A 14,689-nucleotide genomic window follows, 5' to 3' on the forward strand; every position below is an offset into this window, starting at 1 on the left:
CTTTCGAGGATGAAGGAGACGAGCGAATGCCGGGGATTACCCCTTGACGGAGCCCTGAGTGAGCCCGCCGACGATGTACTTCTGCAACGAGAAGAACAGTGCGAGCACCGGGATCGCCGCCATCACGACTCCCGCAGCGAACAGCCCCCAACGCGAGGTGAGCTGGTTCGACACCCACTGGTACATACCGACCGCGAGCGTCCAGTTGTCCTCGCTGGTCAGGATGATCTTCGACAGGATGAAGTCGCCGAAGCAGGCGAGGAACGACAGCAGCGCGACAACCGCGAGGATCGGCACGACCAGCGGCATGATCAGCTTCCAGAAGATCTGCGCGTGGCTGGCGCCGTCGATCTTCGCGGACTCGTCGATCTCGATCGGAATCGTGTTGAAGAACCCGTACATGAGGAAGGTGTTCGCACCCAACGCGCCGCCGAGGTACACGCAGATCAGCGCGAGCTTCGAGTTGATGCCGAGCGCGGGCACGACCTCGCCGATCGTGAGCAGCATCAGGAAGATGGCGATGAATGCGAGCGCCTGCGGGAACATCTGCACAACCAGCAGCGTCGTCAGACTCACGCGCCGCCCGGTGAATCGGAATCTCGAGAACGCATACGCCGCGGCGGCCCCCATGACCACCGAACTCACCGCGGTGATCACGCCGATCAGCAAGGTATTGCCGAACCACACCCAGTATCGGGACTCACCCAGTGCGATGTAGTTCGAGATATCAACGATGGCGAACAGGTCGTTACTTGCCGCGAGGCTGCCCTTGGGATTGAGCGAAGCCGAGAGCACGTACACGAGCGGGAAGGCGGCGAAGAACAGCACGACGGCCGCAAGGATGTACTTCCAGCCGACCTCGGCCCACCATCGACGCCGCCGCGCGCCGGCTCGAACTGCCGCGGCATCCGCTGAAGAACCTGTCACCACTGCTCTGGTCTGCGTGGACATCACTGGTACTCCTCGAGTTTGCGGGTCTGACGAAAGCTCAGCGCCGAGATGATGCCGACCACGATGAAGGCGACGATCGACAGTGCGCTCGCGAGACCGTAGTCAGAGGCACCGCCGGAGACGCCAGAGACGTCGTAGATCGCCGACACCAAGATGTCTGTCGAGCCCAGTGCGTACGGCGCTCCCGGTATCGCCGGTCCGCCGTTGTTGAAGGTGTAGATGACCGTGAAGTTGTTGAACGCCACCGCGAACGAGGCGATCAGCAGCGGCGCGGTCGACACGAGCAGCAGTGGCAGCACGATCGAGCGGAAGCGCTGCCAGCGGTTCGCGCCGTCGATCTCTGCCGCTTCCAGCGTGTCGCCTGGCAACGACTGCAGTGCACCCGTGCACACCAGGAACCAGTAGGGATAGCTGAGCCAGACGTTCACGAAGATGACCGCGGCTCGGGTGAGCCATGGATCACCGAGCCAGTTGATGTGGGCGCCGAAGAGGAACAGGTCGTTGATGATGCCGAACTCGGCATTGAACATGCCGCGGAACAAAAGTGCGGCCATGAATGCAGGGAAGGCGTACGGCAGGATGAACAGCGCCCGCAGTATGCGACGCCCCTTCACCCGCGGATCGTTGTAAACCATCGCGAGACCGAGACCGATGGCGAAGCTCAGCCCGACCGACAAGATGGCGAACGCGAACGTCCAAATCGTGACACTGCCGAGTGTGCCCGCGAGCGCGGAGTCGGTGAACAGCGTGAGGAAGTTCGCGAACCCGACATTCACGTACCAGCCAGTGGGCAGCGCGGTGCCATCCTCCGCCACGAATGAGCCATCGTCGGTTGCGGCGTAGACGGTGCCGCTGGTGGTGTCGGTGATGGCCTGCGCATCGGCATCCCACACCAGCGTGGACTCGTAGATCGCTCCGGATGACCCGTCACGTGTACGCACGGAACCGTCGTTCGCGTCATCCGAGACGGGGACTCGAAGGTCGTTGATCTGCGCCTGCAGTGCAGAGTCGGTCAGCACCGTGGCCCGCGGAATGACCGTCCAGCCCGGCACCTCGCCGGGTGCGCCGGTGCTGCCGAGATCGGCACCGGATGCCTCGGAAAGAGGCTCGATCGCAGAGCCGACCAGTACTTCACCGTCGTCTGTGGCGATCGCGAAGCCCAGTTCGTCTCCGCGCTGTACGACCGAGAGCGGGTAGGTGGGCGAGTCATCGACCCGACGCTCGCCCTGGATGAGTGCCGCCTCGACCGCCTGCTCCTGCGAGCCGATGTGACCGGTGCCGTAGTTGGTGAATGCGATGTACGCCGTGTACCCGAAGATGAATACCTGAAATATGAGCAGGAAGATCAATCCAGGCAGCAGGTACTTCATCGGCAGCGCACGCTTGCCGAAGTAGACGATGTCGACGACGACGACGAGCAGCACGACGACGCTCAGCACGACCCATGACTCGGCGCGCCACGCGGAAATCGCCGTGAGGATGCCGAAAGCGTTGACCAACGCCATCAGCGCCAGCTTGATCATGAATCCCCAGCCGGGGCCGCGCCAGCGTTTGGCGTGGGATTCACGCAGCGGTGCCCGCTCGGTCTGAGCGGTCTCGGTCGGTGCCTCAGTCGACATCCATCACTCCTTCTTGAAGGTCGGGAGGCGCGCACGCCTCCCGACCTGATGGATCAACCAGCCAGTGTGGCCTGGAGGTCGGTGACCATGGTGTTCCACGTCGATACCGCGTCGGATCCGTTGATGATCTGCACCTGCGCGGCGTTCCACAGGTCCCAGACCGAACCCATCTCGGGGATCGACGGCATCGGCACGCCACCCTGAGCGGATGCGACGAAGCCTGCGGTGATCGGGTCAGACGAGACCTCCTCGGCAAGGCTCGTCCATGCAGGAATGCGCGGGTCGGCCTCGTAGAGAGCGCGCTGCGCGTCTTCAGTGCCGAGGTAGTTCACCAGGAACTCCTGGGCGAGGAGTGCGTTGCTGCTCGCACTGGAGAGGTAGAAGCCCTGCACACCTACGAAGGGCGCCGCGGCCTCGCCACCGGCGGACGGGATCGCGTTGACCGTGACGTTCATGTCCTCGAACAGGCTCATCGCCCACGGGCCCTGAATCGTGTAGGGCGCCTTGCCTGAGGTGAACAGCTCGTTGTTGATGTCGTAATCGACCGTGGTGGAGATGTAGCCGGTGCCGTTGGAGCCGTTGGCTCCGAGCCACGTCGCGAAGGCCTCGCCCGCGGCGCCGCCCATGCCGACCTCGTTGGTGTACGAGCCGGACTCATCCTGCACGAAGACCGGAGCGCCGAACGAGGTCTGCAACCCGTACATCGTGTAGCCGTCACCGGTTTCGCCGGCCGTGTTGATCACGAACGGACGCTCGGCGCCCGAATCGATGCCCTTCTGGATCATCTCGTCCCAGGTGGCCGGAGCCGCATCTCCCACAAGGTCGACGTTCTGGATAAGCGCGACCGCTTCGAGCGAGTACGGCAGCGCGTAGAGCTGGCCGTCGTAGGTCATGGCGTCGAGAGCAACCTGCTCGAACTCACCGGCGGCGTCGCCGAGGTCGATCGTGTCAACGACGCCGGCCGCGACGAGTGCACCGAGCCAGTCATGCGCGCCGACCGTAATGTCGGGGCCTTCGCCGGTCGGCACCTGTGCAATGAAGTCGTTGCGGAGGTCTTCGAAGTTCTTCTGCACGAGGGTGACCTTCGCGCCGGTCTCCTCTTCGAACGCCTTGGCGGCGACAGTGAGTGCGGCTTCACGCTCGGCATCCGTCCAGATGACGAGCTCCGCGGCGTCGCCGGCGGGGGCCTCCTCGGCTGCCTCGGGCGCGGTCGAGCTGCAACCGGTCAGGGCGACAGCCGCCGCCAGAGCGAAGGCGCCGACTCCGATGTACTTGCGCATGCTGGTTCCATTCTGTTGTGGCCAACGATGCGTTTCGCAGAGCGAGTCGCATCGTCACGACCGGGGGTGTGCAGCGGGGTCGGGTGACCTCGCGCGATTCAGTTGTCAGGCGGTGCGGGTCTTCGAAGAGCGGATGACGGCGACGCCGCCCGCGGGGATCGTGAAGCTTTCCTGGACGGCAGTACCACTGAGCAGTTCGTGCCCCGCGGCCAGCAGCACGGCATTCTCTTCACCATGGTTGACGGCGACCAGGTAGGTCGCATCGTCGCCGTGGCGCGTGATCACTTCGAGGTCTTCCGGGAGTCCGCTGGGAGATATGCCCGCATCTGCATATACGTAGTGCATGATGTGGTTCAGGCCATCCGCATCCAGACGGGTGCTGACGTACCAACCGGTGCCAGCCCCATGCGAGTTGCGGGTGATGGCGGGCTCGCCGTCACCGGGGCCTTCTGCGTAGGTGGCAACTACTGCAGCCCCATGCAGACGCAGCGCTTCCTGCCAGTGATCGGCCTTCAGGCTTTCGCCGGCGGATGTCGTGACGGCCGCCGTCTGACCCTCGCGCAGCGGCAGGTGCTCTTCGACGTCGACACCGAGCACGTCGCGCAGCGGGGCGAGGAATCCACCGGGGTGCACGGCGTCGTTCTCATCGACCACGGCCGAGAAGTACGAAACGAGCAGCGTGCCGCCGCCAGCGACGTAGCGGGTGAGGTTGTCGGCATCCGGCGCAGTCAATAGGTACTGGGCTGGTGCGATGACGAGCTTGTAGCCCGAGAGATCCTGCCCCGGCAACGCGAAGTCGCACGTGATGCCATCGCGCCACAGCCTCTCGTAGAAGGCACGGATGCGTTCCTGGTGCGACAGATCATCGGTGGGTCGCCATTCGAGGTCCTGAGCCCAGAACGATTCGAAGTCCCACAGGATCGCGACGTCGGCCTTGACCGTCGAACCCTGAACCTCTGCGAGGCGCCCCAGGTCAGCGCCGAGCTCAGTGACCTCACGGAAGACGCGCGAGTTCACGCCCGCATGCGGAAGCATCGCGGAGTGGAATTTCTCTGCCCCCGAGCGGCCGGCACGCCATTGGAAGAACAGGATGCCGTCGGCGCCGCGGCCGAGGTGCGCGAGTGAGTTGCGCGCCATCTCCCCCGCGCGCTTGGCGATGTTGCGGGGCTGCCAGTTCACGGCAGAGGTGGAGTGCTCCATGAGAATCCACGGCTTGCCCCCGCCGACCGAACGGCTGAGATCTGCCGCGATGGCAAGGCCGATGTGCGCGTCCTCATCCGGTGCCCACAGGTAGTGGTCGTCGGAGACGACATCAACCTCGCGGCCCCAGGCCCACAGGTCAGTGGTCCAGCTCTGGTTCGCCATGAAGTTCGTGGTGATCGGCTGGTCGGCGTGCACGCGAATCGCGTCGCGCTCAGCGATGTAGCAGGCGCGCAACTGGTGGTCGGTGAAGCGTGCGAAGTCCAATCGCTGAGCCGGGTTCACGACGCTGGGTGCTGCGGCGGGGGTGTTGATGTGCTCCCACGCTGTGTAGTGCTGGCCCCAGAAGGCGGTGCCCCACGCGCTGTTGAACGCGTCAAGTGTGCCGTACTTCTCCTGGAGCCAGAGCTGGAAGGCCGCGGCAGAATGCGCGGAGTGGTCCTCGCCGACCGGAACGCCGTACTCGTTGTGCACGTGCCAGAGCACGACTGCCGGATGCTTCGCATACCGCGCAGCGAGAGTGTCGGCGTAGCGGACGATGGCCTCGCGGTAGGCGGGCGAGGAGTGCGATGCCATGCCGCGCGAGCCGAAGCCCATGACGCGACCGTCGCGGTCGATGACGCGGGCGTCAGGATATTTGGCGAAGAACCAGGCCGGCGGGGATGCCGTCGGAGTGCCGAGGTCGACGGCGACGCCATTCTCGTGCAGGAGGTCCAGCAGCTCGTCGAGCCAGGAGAAGTCGAACTCGCCCTCCGCGACCTCGATGAGCGCCCAGGAGAAGATGCCAACACTGACCATGTTGACGCCGGCCTCGCGCATGAGCACGACGTCTTCGCGCCAGGTCTCACGTGACCACTGCTCGGGGTTGTAGTCGCCGCCGTAGGCGATTCCCCGAAGTTCGGGCCAGGCGTGGGGGGCGGTCATCGTCACTCCATTGGTTCGGTACGTGGTGCTCGTCCCCGCCGGTTGTTCCGGCTGGGACCGGTCTCAGTATGAGGCAATCGATTACTGGGACCGGTCTCAGTTCTACCCCACCAGCGCATGGGTTAGGGCATCCCTGATGTGAACCGTTACGCAACTGAGACCGGTCCCAGTGCGTCGCGCACCTCGCGGGCGGGGAGTGGGTAGAGTCATTTCGGTGAGCGAAGTAACGGCGAGGCGAAAGCCGACGATCCGCGATGTGGCCGTGCAGGCCGGGGTTTCCCGCAGCACGGTCTCGCGCGTGATCAACGGCGGGCACTGGGTGTCGCCCGATGCGCGCGTCGCGGTCGATGCGGCGATCCTCGCCACCGGATACACCGCGAATCATCACGCACGCAGCCTCGCCACCGGACGCGCAGGCTCGATGGCGTTTCTGCTCACCGAGCCGCAGCAACTGCTGTTCGACGACCCGACCTTCGCTCTGCTGCTGCGCGGAGCGGCCGAGGCCCTGGCGCAGCGTTCGATGACGCTCGTGCTCCTCGTCGCGGGCACTCCGGCCGAGCGCGACAGCGTGGCACACTTCATCAGCGCCGGGCACGTCGACGGTGTGCTGCTGATCTCGTCTCATGAGTCGGAGCCGCTGCTGGAGCAGCTCCTCGACGACGGCATCCCGATTGTGAGCTGTGGCGTTCCGCTGGGGCACGAAAGCGAGCTGTCCACCGTCTCGGTGGAAGAGGTGGCATCGGCGAGGACGATGGTCGCCTACTTACGCGAGAAGGGCTATGAGCGGATCGGTATGATCGCGGGGCCGGATGACACCCCCGGTGGCCGGTACCGGCTGGTCGGCTTCCGTGAGGAGCTCGGCGGTCGGTTCGATGACGCACTCGTGGAGACCGGCGACTACTCGTTTGAATCCGGCCAGATGGCAATGACCAGGCTCCTCGAACGCGGCGTGGATGCCGTGTTCGCCGCGAATGATCGCATGGCTGCCGGCGCGATTGCCGCCGTGCGCCGCGCGGGACTGCGCGTGCCAGAGGATGTCGCCGTCGCCGGCTTCGATGACTCGGGCCTTGCCGCAACGCACGAACCTGCCATCACGACCATGCGTCAGCCCTGGGAGCAGATCAGCTCGCAGATGGTGCACGTTCTGCTCGACGTGATCGCCGGGGCGCCGCCCCGGTCGGTGATTCTCGACACCGAACTGGTCGTGCGCGAGAGCGCCTGAGCGCCGCAGCACCTGCATCCCTGCATCCCTGCATCCGAAATCAGGATCATGTCCCCAAGTCAGGACGATTCAACACGGATCATCCTGATCTGGGGCTGAGCTCCTGATTTCGGGAGGGTGGGATCTGGGTGCTCACACGGCGAGTGCAGCTCACGCGTGCAGCAGCGACTCACGCTCCGACGGCCTGCTGCCCTCCGGCGCCAGCGCCGCAAGAATACGCACGAGCGTGGTGAGCCAGAGCAGCCCCAGGCCGATCACGATCGCCTCGAGCACAGTGACCGAGTACAGGTGGAAGCTGTCGGCCAGCACGAACGCGACCACGAGCATCAGCGCAATGCCGACGGTGGTGAGCAGCAGCGGACGCGGCGGCCCAGGCATCGCCGCAGTCGTCGCGACTCCGGCGGCGACGAACAGCACGAGCGTGGCGACCGCGGCGATGTTGTGCATCACAATGTTCTCCTCGAGGGGGAACAGGCCGACGCCGGCGAGTGAGATTCCGGTACCCACCCACAGCAACGCCACGGTGGCGATGCGCCCGAACCAGTCGTCGCCGCGCAGACGGTGCAGGTCACGGCCGATGTACATCCCGACGGTCGAGATGAGGATGCCGGCGACAACGAGCGTCCCGTTGAATGCCCAGGCGCCGATGCCGATGCCGAGCTGCGAGAAGTTCGTCTCCCACCAGCGCGGGTCCGCGGCCGTGAGCATCGCGAAGAGCGTGCCGATCACGAGGTAGCTGAACAGCAGTGTGGCGAGGTCGGTGGTGCGCAGGCCAATGCCCGCATCGAATGCGAGTCGTCCGCCGACGGCGCTGGCAACGCCGGTGATGATGCCGCCGCCGAACGCGGGAAGCTCCAGGCCCTGCAGACCGACGCCGAGCACCTCACTCGCCAGCAGCACCCCGAGCGCGGTCACTCCGGCGAAGGCGACAGTCAGGGCGACGGCAGAGGATGCCGAAATGATGACCTGCCACCGCGGCATCGCGGCATTCTCACCGCGGCGGTGCAGGAAAGTACTGACGACGAAGGATGCCGCGGCAATCGCTCCGGCGACGAACGCTGCGGGCAGTCCCACGGACCCGTCTCCGGCGATCGGCCGAGGGTTTCCCCACAGCACGTGCGTGCCAACGCCGGCGCCGACGAGGAAGCAGACGAGCGTCGCCCAAATCGCCCGGGTCTCCCGCGCCATCTGCTGCTCCTCGTTCATGCATCCATCGAACCATGCGCCGGGGCTTCGCCACAGCATCCGAAATCAGGAGGTTGTCCTGAGATCAGGACGATTCCGCACGAAACGTCCTGATCTCGGGCGGTTGTCCTGATCTCGGGCGGGGCGGCTGCGAGCAAAATCAGCGCATGGCGACGCCGCGGCGCCAGTACCCCATGAAGGCGACCCGCGAGCGGTCGATGCCGATGTCCTTCACGAGGTGACGGCGCAGCGTCGTGACGACGCCGCTCTCCCCCGCGATCCAGAAGTAGCGCTCGACGCCAGCCGAGGTCGGAGCAACCTCTTCGCCGCTTCCCGAGTAGATCGGGGTCTCCCAGACCAGCTCCTCCCCCTCGAGGTCGGTGATCTTGATCTCGCCGGTCGCATCGCTGTCGCCGAGGTAGTCCAGTACCGTCGGGATCACGCGCTGGCCGTGCGAGGCAGACCCGCGCGGCAGCCAGTGCACCTCGACGCCTGTTGGCGCATCGATTGCGAGCGCGTCTTCCGCGGTCGGCACCTCGATGAACGCGAGGCCACGGAGGTCTCGCGGAGCATCCTCAAGAATGCGCGCGATCGCAGGAGCGGCCGTCTCGTCGCCCACCAGCACCACCGAAGACGCCGCTCCCGGTGCGTACTCGATCCCACTGCGATCCTCGCGCCCACGCCGTGGACCGACGACCAGCAGCTCGTCACCCACGGCAGCCGTGCTCGCCCACAGTGACGCCGGTCCGGTGAGTCCGGGCTGCAGATGCAGCACGAAGTCGACGACAACCTCGGTGCCGGCATCCGACACGTTGAGTGAGCGCACCGAGTACGTGCGCATCGAGCCGCGCTCCTCCTCCGGAATGGCGAGATACGCACCCCACCAGTCGTCGGTGTCACGCGCGACAGGAGGCAGGATGCCGGATGCCGGCGGGAAGACGAGCTTGATCCGCGCGTCGTAGACATCGCCGGGTGTGCCGAATTCGGCAAGTTCCGCACCACCGAAGGTGACGCGCACGAAGTTCGGTGACACCCGATCAACGCCACGCACCTCGGCGCGGGCGAGGACGTAGGAGGGACGAGTGCTCGCGCTCTTCGACTGACGGAGTTCAGCGGACATGATGCCTCCCGATTGGTGTGACCATCGGCTTTCCGGAAACCGGGTCAGTGGTGATCTGATTCGCCATGCCGAAGACCTCTTCGACCAGCGTGTGGGTGAGGATCATGCTGGGCGCTCCCAGCGCATGCACCTGCCCGTTCTTCATCGCGACGAGTTCGTCGGAGTAGCGGGCAGCGAGGTTGAGGTCGTGCAGCACCATGACGATCGTGGTGCCGCGCGAGACGCTGAGGTCGGTGAGCAGGTCGAGCACCTCCACCTGGTGGGCGACGTCGAGGAATGTGGTCGGCTCATCGAGCAACAGGATGTCGGTCTCCTGCGCGAGCGCCATGGCGATCCAGACGCGCTGACGCTGCCCGCCGGAGAGCTCGTCGACGCTGCGATCGGCGAGGTCGGTGATGCCGGTCGCCTCGAGTGCGTCGGCGACGACTTCGTAGTCGTGCGCGTTCCAGCGCGCCAGCATCTTCTGGTGCGGATGCCGTCCCCGCCCGACCAGATCGGCGACGGCGATCCCCTCCGGAGCGATCGGCGACTGCGGCAGCAGGCCGAGCACGCGTGCGATCTCTTTGGTCGGGCGCGAATGCACGGATCTGCCATCGAGGACGACCTGACCGGATGACGGTGAGAGCAATCGTGCGAGCGAACGCAGCAGCGTGGACTTCCCGCATCCATTCGCCCCGACAACGGACGTGATCTTTCCTGGCGCGATGGCCAGGTCGAGACCTTCGATGACGGTGCGGTCGCCATAGCCGAGGGTGATCCCCTCCGCCGACAGAGTGTGGGCCTCGGTCACAGCGAGCCTCCCGAGCGGTTGGTGCGGATGAGTAGATAGATCAGGTACGGCGCGCCGAGCACGCCGGTGATGACGCCGACGGGGTAGCGCGTCTCGAACAGGAACTGGCCAATCAGGTCACCGCCGAGCACGAGTACCGCGCCGACGAGAGCCGTCGGCAGCAGCAGGTTCGCGCCGGGGCCGGTGATGCGTGCGGCGATCGGGCCGGACATGAACGCGACGAAGGCGATCGGGCCGGTGGCGGCCGTTGCGAACCCGAGCAGCGCGACGGCGCCGATGATGAACGTCAGCCGTGTGGCGTTCACTCGAACGCCGAGGCCGGAGGCCGAGTCGTCGCCGAGCTGGAGCATCCCCAGCGCCTTTGCCTGGCTGAACAGGAGCGGCAGGATGACCACGCTGGCGATCGCAAGCGGGGCGACATCCTCCCAGGAGGCATTGTTCAGACTTCCGGTGAGCCAGCGCATGGCCGTCTGGATGTCCCACTGTGCGGCGCGTGAGAGCACGTAGGAGACGACGCTCTGCAGCATGGCCCCGACGCCGATTCCGATCAGGATCAGACGGATGCCGGAGAAGCCGCCCTTCTTCGACAGCAGGTAGATCGCGATCGCGGTGATGAGTGCCCCCGCGAGTGCGAGGATCGACACCATCGGGCCGCTGACTCCGAGCACGATGATGCCGACGACCGCCGCCGCGCTCGCACCCTCGGTGATGCCGATGATGTCGGGTGAGGCGAGCGGGTTGCGCAGCAGCGTCTGGAAGGAGACGCCGGCGATGCCGAAGGCGACTCCGGCAAGAATCGCGAGAGCTGTGCGCGGCAGGCGCAACTCTCCGACGGTGAAGGATGCTCCTGGGACCGTCTCGCCGAGAATGACGCGGATGACTTCGCCGGGCGTGTAGAAGGTGTTGCCGACCATGAGTGCCACCGCGGCGAGAGCGAACAGCAGCACGCCCAGCACGATGCTGGCCACGGCGTGGCGGCGGTGGCGGGAGCGGCGTCCGGCGACAATCACGGCCGGTCCCTGAGTCTGAAGAAGGGTCACAGCTCTCTCACCTTCTGGCGGCGCACGATCCAGATGAAGAAGGGGGCGCCGATGACCGCGGTGATGATGCCGACCTGAATCTCTTCATTCGAGGGGGCGATGACGCGCCCGACGATGTCGCTGGCGAGTAGCAGCGCAGCGCCGGCAATGGCCGAGAAGGGCAGCAGCCAGCGGTGGTCGGTGCCGATGAGCATCCGACACATGTGCGGGATGACGAGTCCGACGAATCCGATCGGACCGGCGATCGCGGTGGCGGCGCCGGCGAGGATGACCGCGCCGCCCGCGGAGATGAGCCGGGTGCGGAAGACATTCTCGCCGAGGCCAGCGGCCATGTCGTCTCCGAGTGCGAGCGAGTTCATGCCGCGCGCGCAGGCGAAGCAGATCAAGGCGCCGATCGCGAGCACGGGCGCGGTGATGGCGATGCGCGGCCATTCCGCACCGCCGACCCCGCCGATCTGCCAGGACTGGAAGGTCTGCAGCAGGTCGACGCGGGGAAGCATGATGGCACTGATGAGCGAGCCGAGCGCGGCTGCGGTCGCCGCTCCTGCGAGGGCCAGTTTGAGCGGTGTGGCACCGCCGCGTCCGAGCGAGCCGACGGAGTAGACGAAGACGGCAGCCACGGCAGCGCCGATGATCGCGAGGAGCATGTAGCTGTATGCGCTGGAGACGCCGAGGAAGGCGATGCCGAACACGACCGCGAGCGACGCGCCGCTGGTGACGCCCAGGATGCCTGGATCCGCGATGGGGTTGCGGGTCACCGCCTGCATGGTCGCTCCGGAGAGGGCGAGGGCTGCGCCCACGAGAATGGCGAGCACCGTCCGCGGGATGCGCTTGATGATCGCGGCCTGCGCGATGGTGTCGTCATGCCCGGTGAGCGCCGCCGAGATGTCATCGATCGAGACGGCGCGAACGCCGAATGAGACCGAGAGGATGCTGAGGACGAGGATGACTCCGACGCCGAGCAGCGGCCACAGCACACGCGCCAGCGCCGGACGCCGCAGATTCGCGGCGCCCGGTGTCAAGGTCGTGGCGGCTGAGGTCACTCCGCGAGCAGCGGAGCCTCGAGCAATGGGGCCTCGAGCATCGCGAAGTACTCGTCGATGCCCCACTTGATGGACAGCGGCGACGGGTTCGCGGATGCCGCGATCGGCGTCGCATCGGGGAGGACGGCGATCCTGCCTTCAGCGACCGCGGGAATCTTCGACAGCAGCGGGTCGGCCTGGAGCGTGGCAATTACTGACTCGTCGCCGTAGGTGATGAGCACGTCGACATCGTTCAACTTGTCGGCCTCTTCGGCGCTCAGCGACAGGTAGAACTCGATGCTGTCCGCGTTCTCGACGAGGATTTCGGGCTCGGGCAGTCCGAGATCGAGCAGGAAGCCGGGGCGGGTGTCAGCGGGCGTGTAGAAGCCGATCTGACTGAGGTCGCTCGGGTCAAGGTAGGTGAAGAGCAGCTTCGCGTCTCTCAGCGCGGGGTGCGCCTCGAGCGCAGCATCCGTCTCGATGTGGATCTCTTCGATCAGCGCTTCGCCTTCGTCGGCCAAGCCGAGTGCGGTCGAGTTCAACGTGATCATGTCCTCGACGGAGGTGGCCCAGGGGATGTCCGGGTACGCGATCACCGGTGCGATCTTGGAGAGGGTGTCGTACTCCTCCTGCGTGATGCCGGAGTATGAGGCGAGGATGACGTCGGGAGTCGTGTCAGAGACAGCCTCGAAGTCGATGCCGTCGGTCTCATCGAACAGCACCGGAATGTCGCCGGCTTCTTCAGCCTTCGTGTCGCCGAACAACGAGACGTCGACGCCGAGCGAGGTGAGCTCTTCCTCAACCCAGGGGAGCACGCCGTTGTCGTCGTCATCGCCCCAGCTGACCTTGCCCATGCCGACCGGAACAATGCCGAGTGCGAGGGGAACTTCGTGGTTGGCCCATGCGAGGGTCGCGACGCGCTCGGGCTTCTCGGTGATGGTCGTCTCACCGTAGATGTGCTTCACCGTGACGGGGAATGCGCTGTCGGATGCCGGGTTCGAGCCGGCCGCGGAGTCAGAGCTTTCTGGAGCGGCGCCTTCGGGGGCGGGCGTCGAGCAGGCGGCAAGGCCAACGGTGAGGACCGCGGCGGCGCCGATGCCCAGAAGACGGGAGATGCGCACAGGCTTCCCTTTCGGGTTCGTGATGTGGGGGTGAGACTTTGGTAAGCCTCGCCTAATCTAACACGTGGTTAGGGTCGCCTCAGTTGTCGATATCTTTCTGTGATCCGGCGCTAACGTGGGGAGATGCGGATGACATCGGCGATGCGCAGCACGAAGCGCGCTCCCCTACTGCAGGTCGTGAAGTCGGCCGTGGCAACGATCGGCGCGTGGCTGATCGCGGGGTGGCTGATCCCTGGCCCCCTACCGGTGTTCGCTGCGATCGGCGCGCTGCTGATCGTCTTGCCCAGCGTCAACCAGTCGTTCACCAAGGCGATCGAACGCAGCATCGGCGTAATCGTCGGCGTCGTGATCGCCACCGGACTGAGCCTGCTGCTGGGCCCGCAGAGCTGGGTGGTGCTGCTGGCGATCGTGGTGGCGATGCTCGTGGCATGGGTCTTCCGCGCAACGCCCGGCATGGGGAACCAGGTCGCGATCTCGGCGATGCTCGTACTCGCCCTCGGGTCATCAAGCCCGCAATATGCGACGGACCGGATCCTCGAGACGCTCATCGGCGTCGTGACCGGCATCATCGTGAATGCCCTGATCGTGCCACCCGTGCTCACCGCTCCCGCACGGCGCGACCTCGGGCTGCTCGGCGCCGAGCTCGCCGCCAGCCTCGACCGGCTCGCCGTTGCCCTGCCGAGCGTGCAGGAACCGGCACGGCTACAGGAGCTGATGCTGCAGGCCAGGTTGCTGCGGCCGATGCAGGCTGCGGCCGAAGCATCCGTCACCACCGGCGAGGAATCTTTGACGCTCAACCCGCGCCGCTCGGCGCGAGGCGATCTTGCCGAGATGCGCGCGCTGCTGCAGAAGCTGTCGCCGATCGTGACGCAGGTGATCGGAATGTCGCGCGCGTACTTCGACCACTACGACGACGCGCTCGCCGATGAGCCGACCGTCCATGCGATCGCCGAGCAGCTGCGGCGAGCTGGCCACGATGTGCGGCTCGCCGTGCAGATCGCCGATGTCGCGCCAGAGCCGTCTTCTGAGACTTCGGCGATCCCCGCGCTGACCGCCCCGCTGCGAGTGAAGCCGCCGGCATCCGGTCACTGGATTCTGATCGGCTCGCTGCTGGAGGACCTGCGCCGGATTCGCGAAGCGCTCGTCGAGGACTGAGCTCGGACGCACTCTTCCTGCACCGTCGGCGGCGACAGGGAGTTCTCCACGGGTCGTGTG

Annotated in this window: 12 protein-coding genes; 2 read left to right on the plus strand and 10 right to left on the minus strand. The window is 66.0% G+C overall.

The genetic code is table 11. The features are described from left to right. Window positions 1-36 precede the first annotated feature (36 nt). The 4 genes from ACSU04_RS09775 to ACSU04_RS09790 all read right to left on the minus strand — a co-directional run bounded on the left by ACSU04_RS09775 (window position 37) and on the right by ACSU04_RS09790 (window position 5,974). Window positions 37-951, minus strand: a complete 915-nt coding sequence (locus ACSU04_RS09775) for a sugar ABC transporter permease (RefSeq protein WP_439289278.1) — start codon at window positions 949-951, stop codon at window positions 37-39. Then, window positions 951-2,570, minus strand: a complete 1,620-nt coding sequence (locus ACSU04_RS09780) for an ABC transporter permease subunit (RefSeq protein ID WP_439289279.1) — start codon at window positions 2,568-2,570, stop codon at window positions 951-953. Before ACSU04_RS09780 ends, ACSU04_RS09775 begins: the two co-directional genes overlap by 1 nt. A gap of 53 nt (window positions 2,571-2,623) precedes the next feature. After that, a complete protein-coding gene (locus tag ACSU04_RS09785; protein WP_439280090.1) occupies window positions 2,624-3,850 on the minus strand; it encodes a sugar ABC transporter substrate-binding protein in 1,227 nt (408 codons plus the stop codon). 105 nt (window positions 3,851-3,955) lie between these two features. Beyond that, entirely contained in the window at window positions 3,956-5,974 is a 2,019-nt protein-coding gene (locus ACSU04_RS09790; RefSeq protein WP_439289280.1) for a beta-galactosidase, read from the minus strand. A gap of 214 nt (window positions 5,975-6,188) precedes the next feature. Here ACSU04_RS09790 and ACSU04_RS09795 point away from each other — a divergent pair, with 214 nt between their 5' ends. Continuing rightward, window positions 6,189-7,196: a LacI family DNA-binding transcriptional regulator gene (locus ACSU04_RS09795; RefSeq protein ID WP_439289281.1), complete on the plus strand. Its 1,008-nt coding sequence runs from the start codon at window positions 6,189-6,191 to the stop codon at window positions 7,194-7,196. A 150-nt stretch (window positions 7,197-7,346) separates the two neighbouring features. Here ACSU04_RS09795 and ACSU04_RS09800 read toward each other — a convergent pair whose 3' ends face one another. The 6 genes from ACSU04_RS09800 to ACSU04_RS09825 all read right to left on the minus strand — a co-directional run bounded on the left by ACSU04_RS09800 (window position 7,347) and on the right by ACSU04_RS09825 (window position 13,474). After that, a complete protein-coding gene (locus ACSU04_RS09800; RefSeq protein WP_439289282.1) occupies window positions 7,347-8,402 on the minus strand; it encodes a DUF998 domain-containing protein in 1,056 nt (351 codons plus the stop codon). Window positions 8,403-8,541: 139 nt separating this feature from the next. Then, entirely contained in the window at window positions 8,542-9,501 is a 960-nt protein-coding gene (locus tag ACSU04_RS09805; RefSeq protein WP_439289283.1) for a siderophore-interacting protein, read from the minus strand. Beyond that, window positions 9,491-10,291: an ABC transporter ATP-binding protein gene (locus ACSU04_RS09810; RefSeq protein WP_439289284.1), complete on the minus strand. Its 801-nt coding sequence runs from the start codon at window positions 10,289-10,291 to the stop codon at window positions 9,491-9,493. Before ACSU04_RS09810 ends, ACSU04_RS09805 begins: the two co-directional genes overlap by 11 nt. After that, window positions 10,288-11,331, minus strand: coding sequence for a FecCD family ABC transporter permease (locus ACSU04_RS09815; protein ID WP_439289285.1), 1,044 nt, complete (start codon window positions 11,329-11,331; stop codon window positions 10,288-10,290). Before ACSU04_RS09815 ends, ACSU04_RS09810 begins: the two co-directional genes overlap by 4 nt. Beyond that, complete coding sequence (locus ACSU04_RS09820; RefSeq protein ID WP_439289286.1) at window positions 11,328-12,374, minus strand: FecCD family ABC transporter permease; 1,047 nt, start codon at window positions 12,372-12,374, stop codon at window positions 11,328-11,330. Before ACSU04_RS09820 ends, ACSU04_RS09815 begins: the two co-directional genes overlap by 4 nt. Continuing rightward, the gene (locus tag ACSU04_RS09825; RefSeq protein WP_439280082.1) at window positions 12,371-13,474 is read right to left on the minus strand and encodes an iron-siderophore ABC transporter substrate-binding protein; all 1,104 of its coding nucleotides are present in this window, start codon (window positions 13,472-13,474) and stop codon (window positions 12,371-12,373) included. The genes ACSU04_RS09820 and ACSU04_RS09825 overlap by 4 nt, the downstream gene beginning before the upstream one ends. A 123-nt stretch (window positions 13,475-13,597) precedes the next feature. On the opposite strand from ACSU04_RS09825, the gene ACSU04_RS09830 reads away from it, so the two are divergent. Further along, window positions 13,598-14,629 (plus strand): FUSC family protein, encoded by a 1,032-nt coding sequence (locus ACSU04_RS09830; RefSeq protein ID WP_439289287.1) that lies wholly within the window; start codon window positions 13,598-13,600, stop codon window positions 14,627-14,629. The last annotated feature ends 60 nt before the right edge of the window (window positions 14,630-14,689 follow it).

It is taken from the genome of Microbacterium sp. A84 (genome assembly GCF_051842815.1).
Lineage (GTDB): Bacteria > Actinomycetota > Actinomycetes > Actinomycetales > Microbacteriaceae > Microbacterium.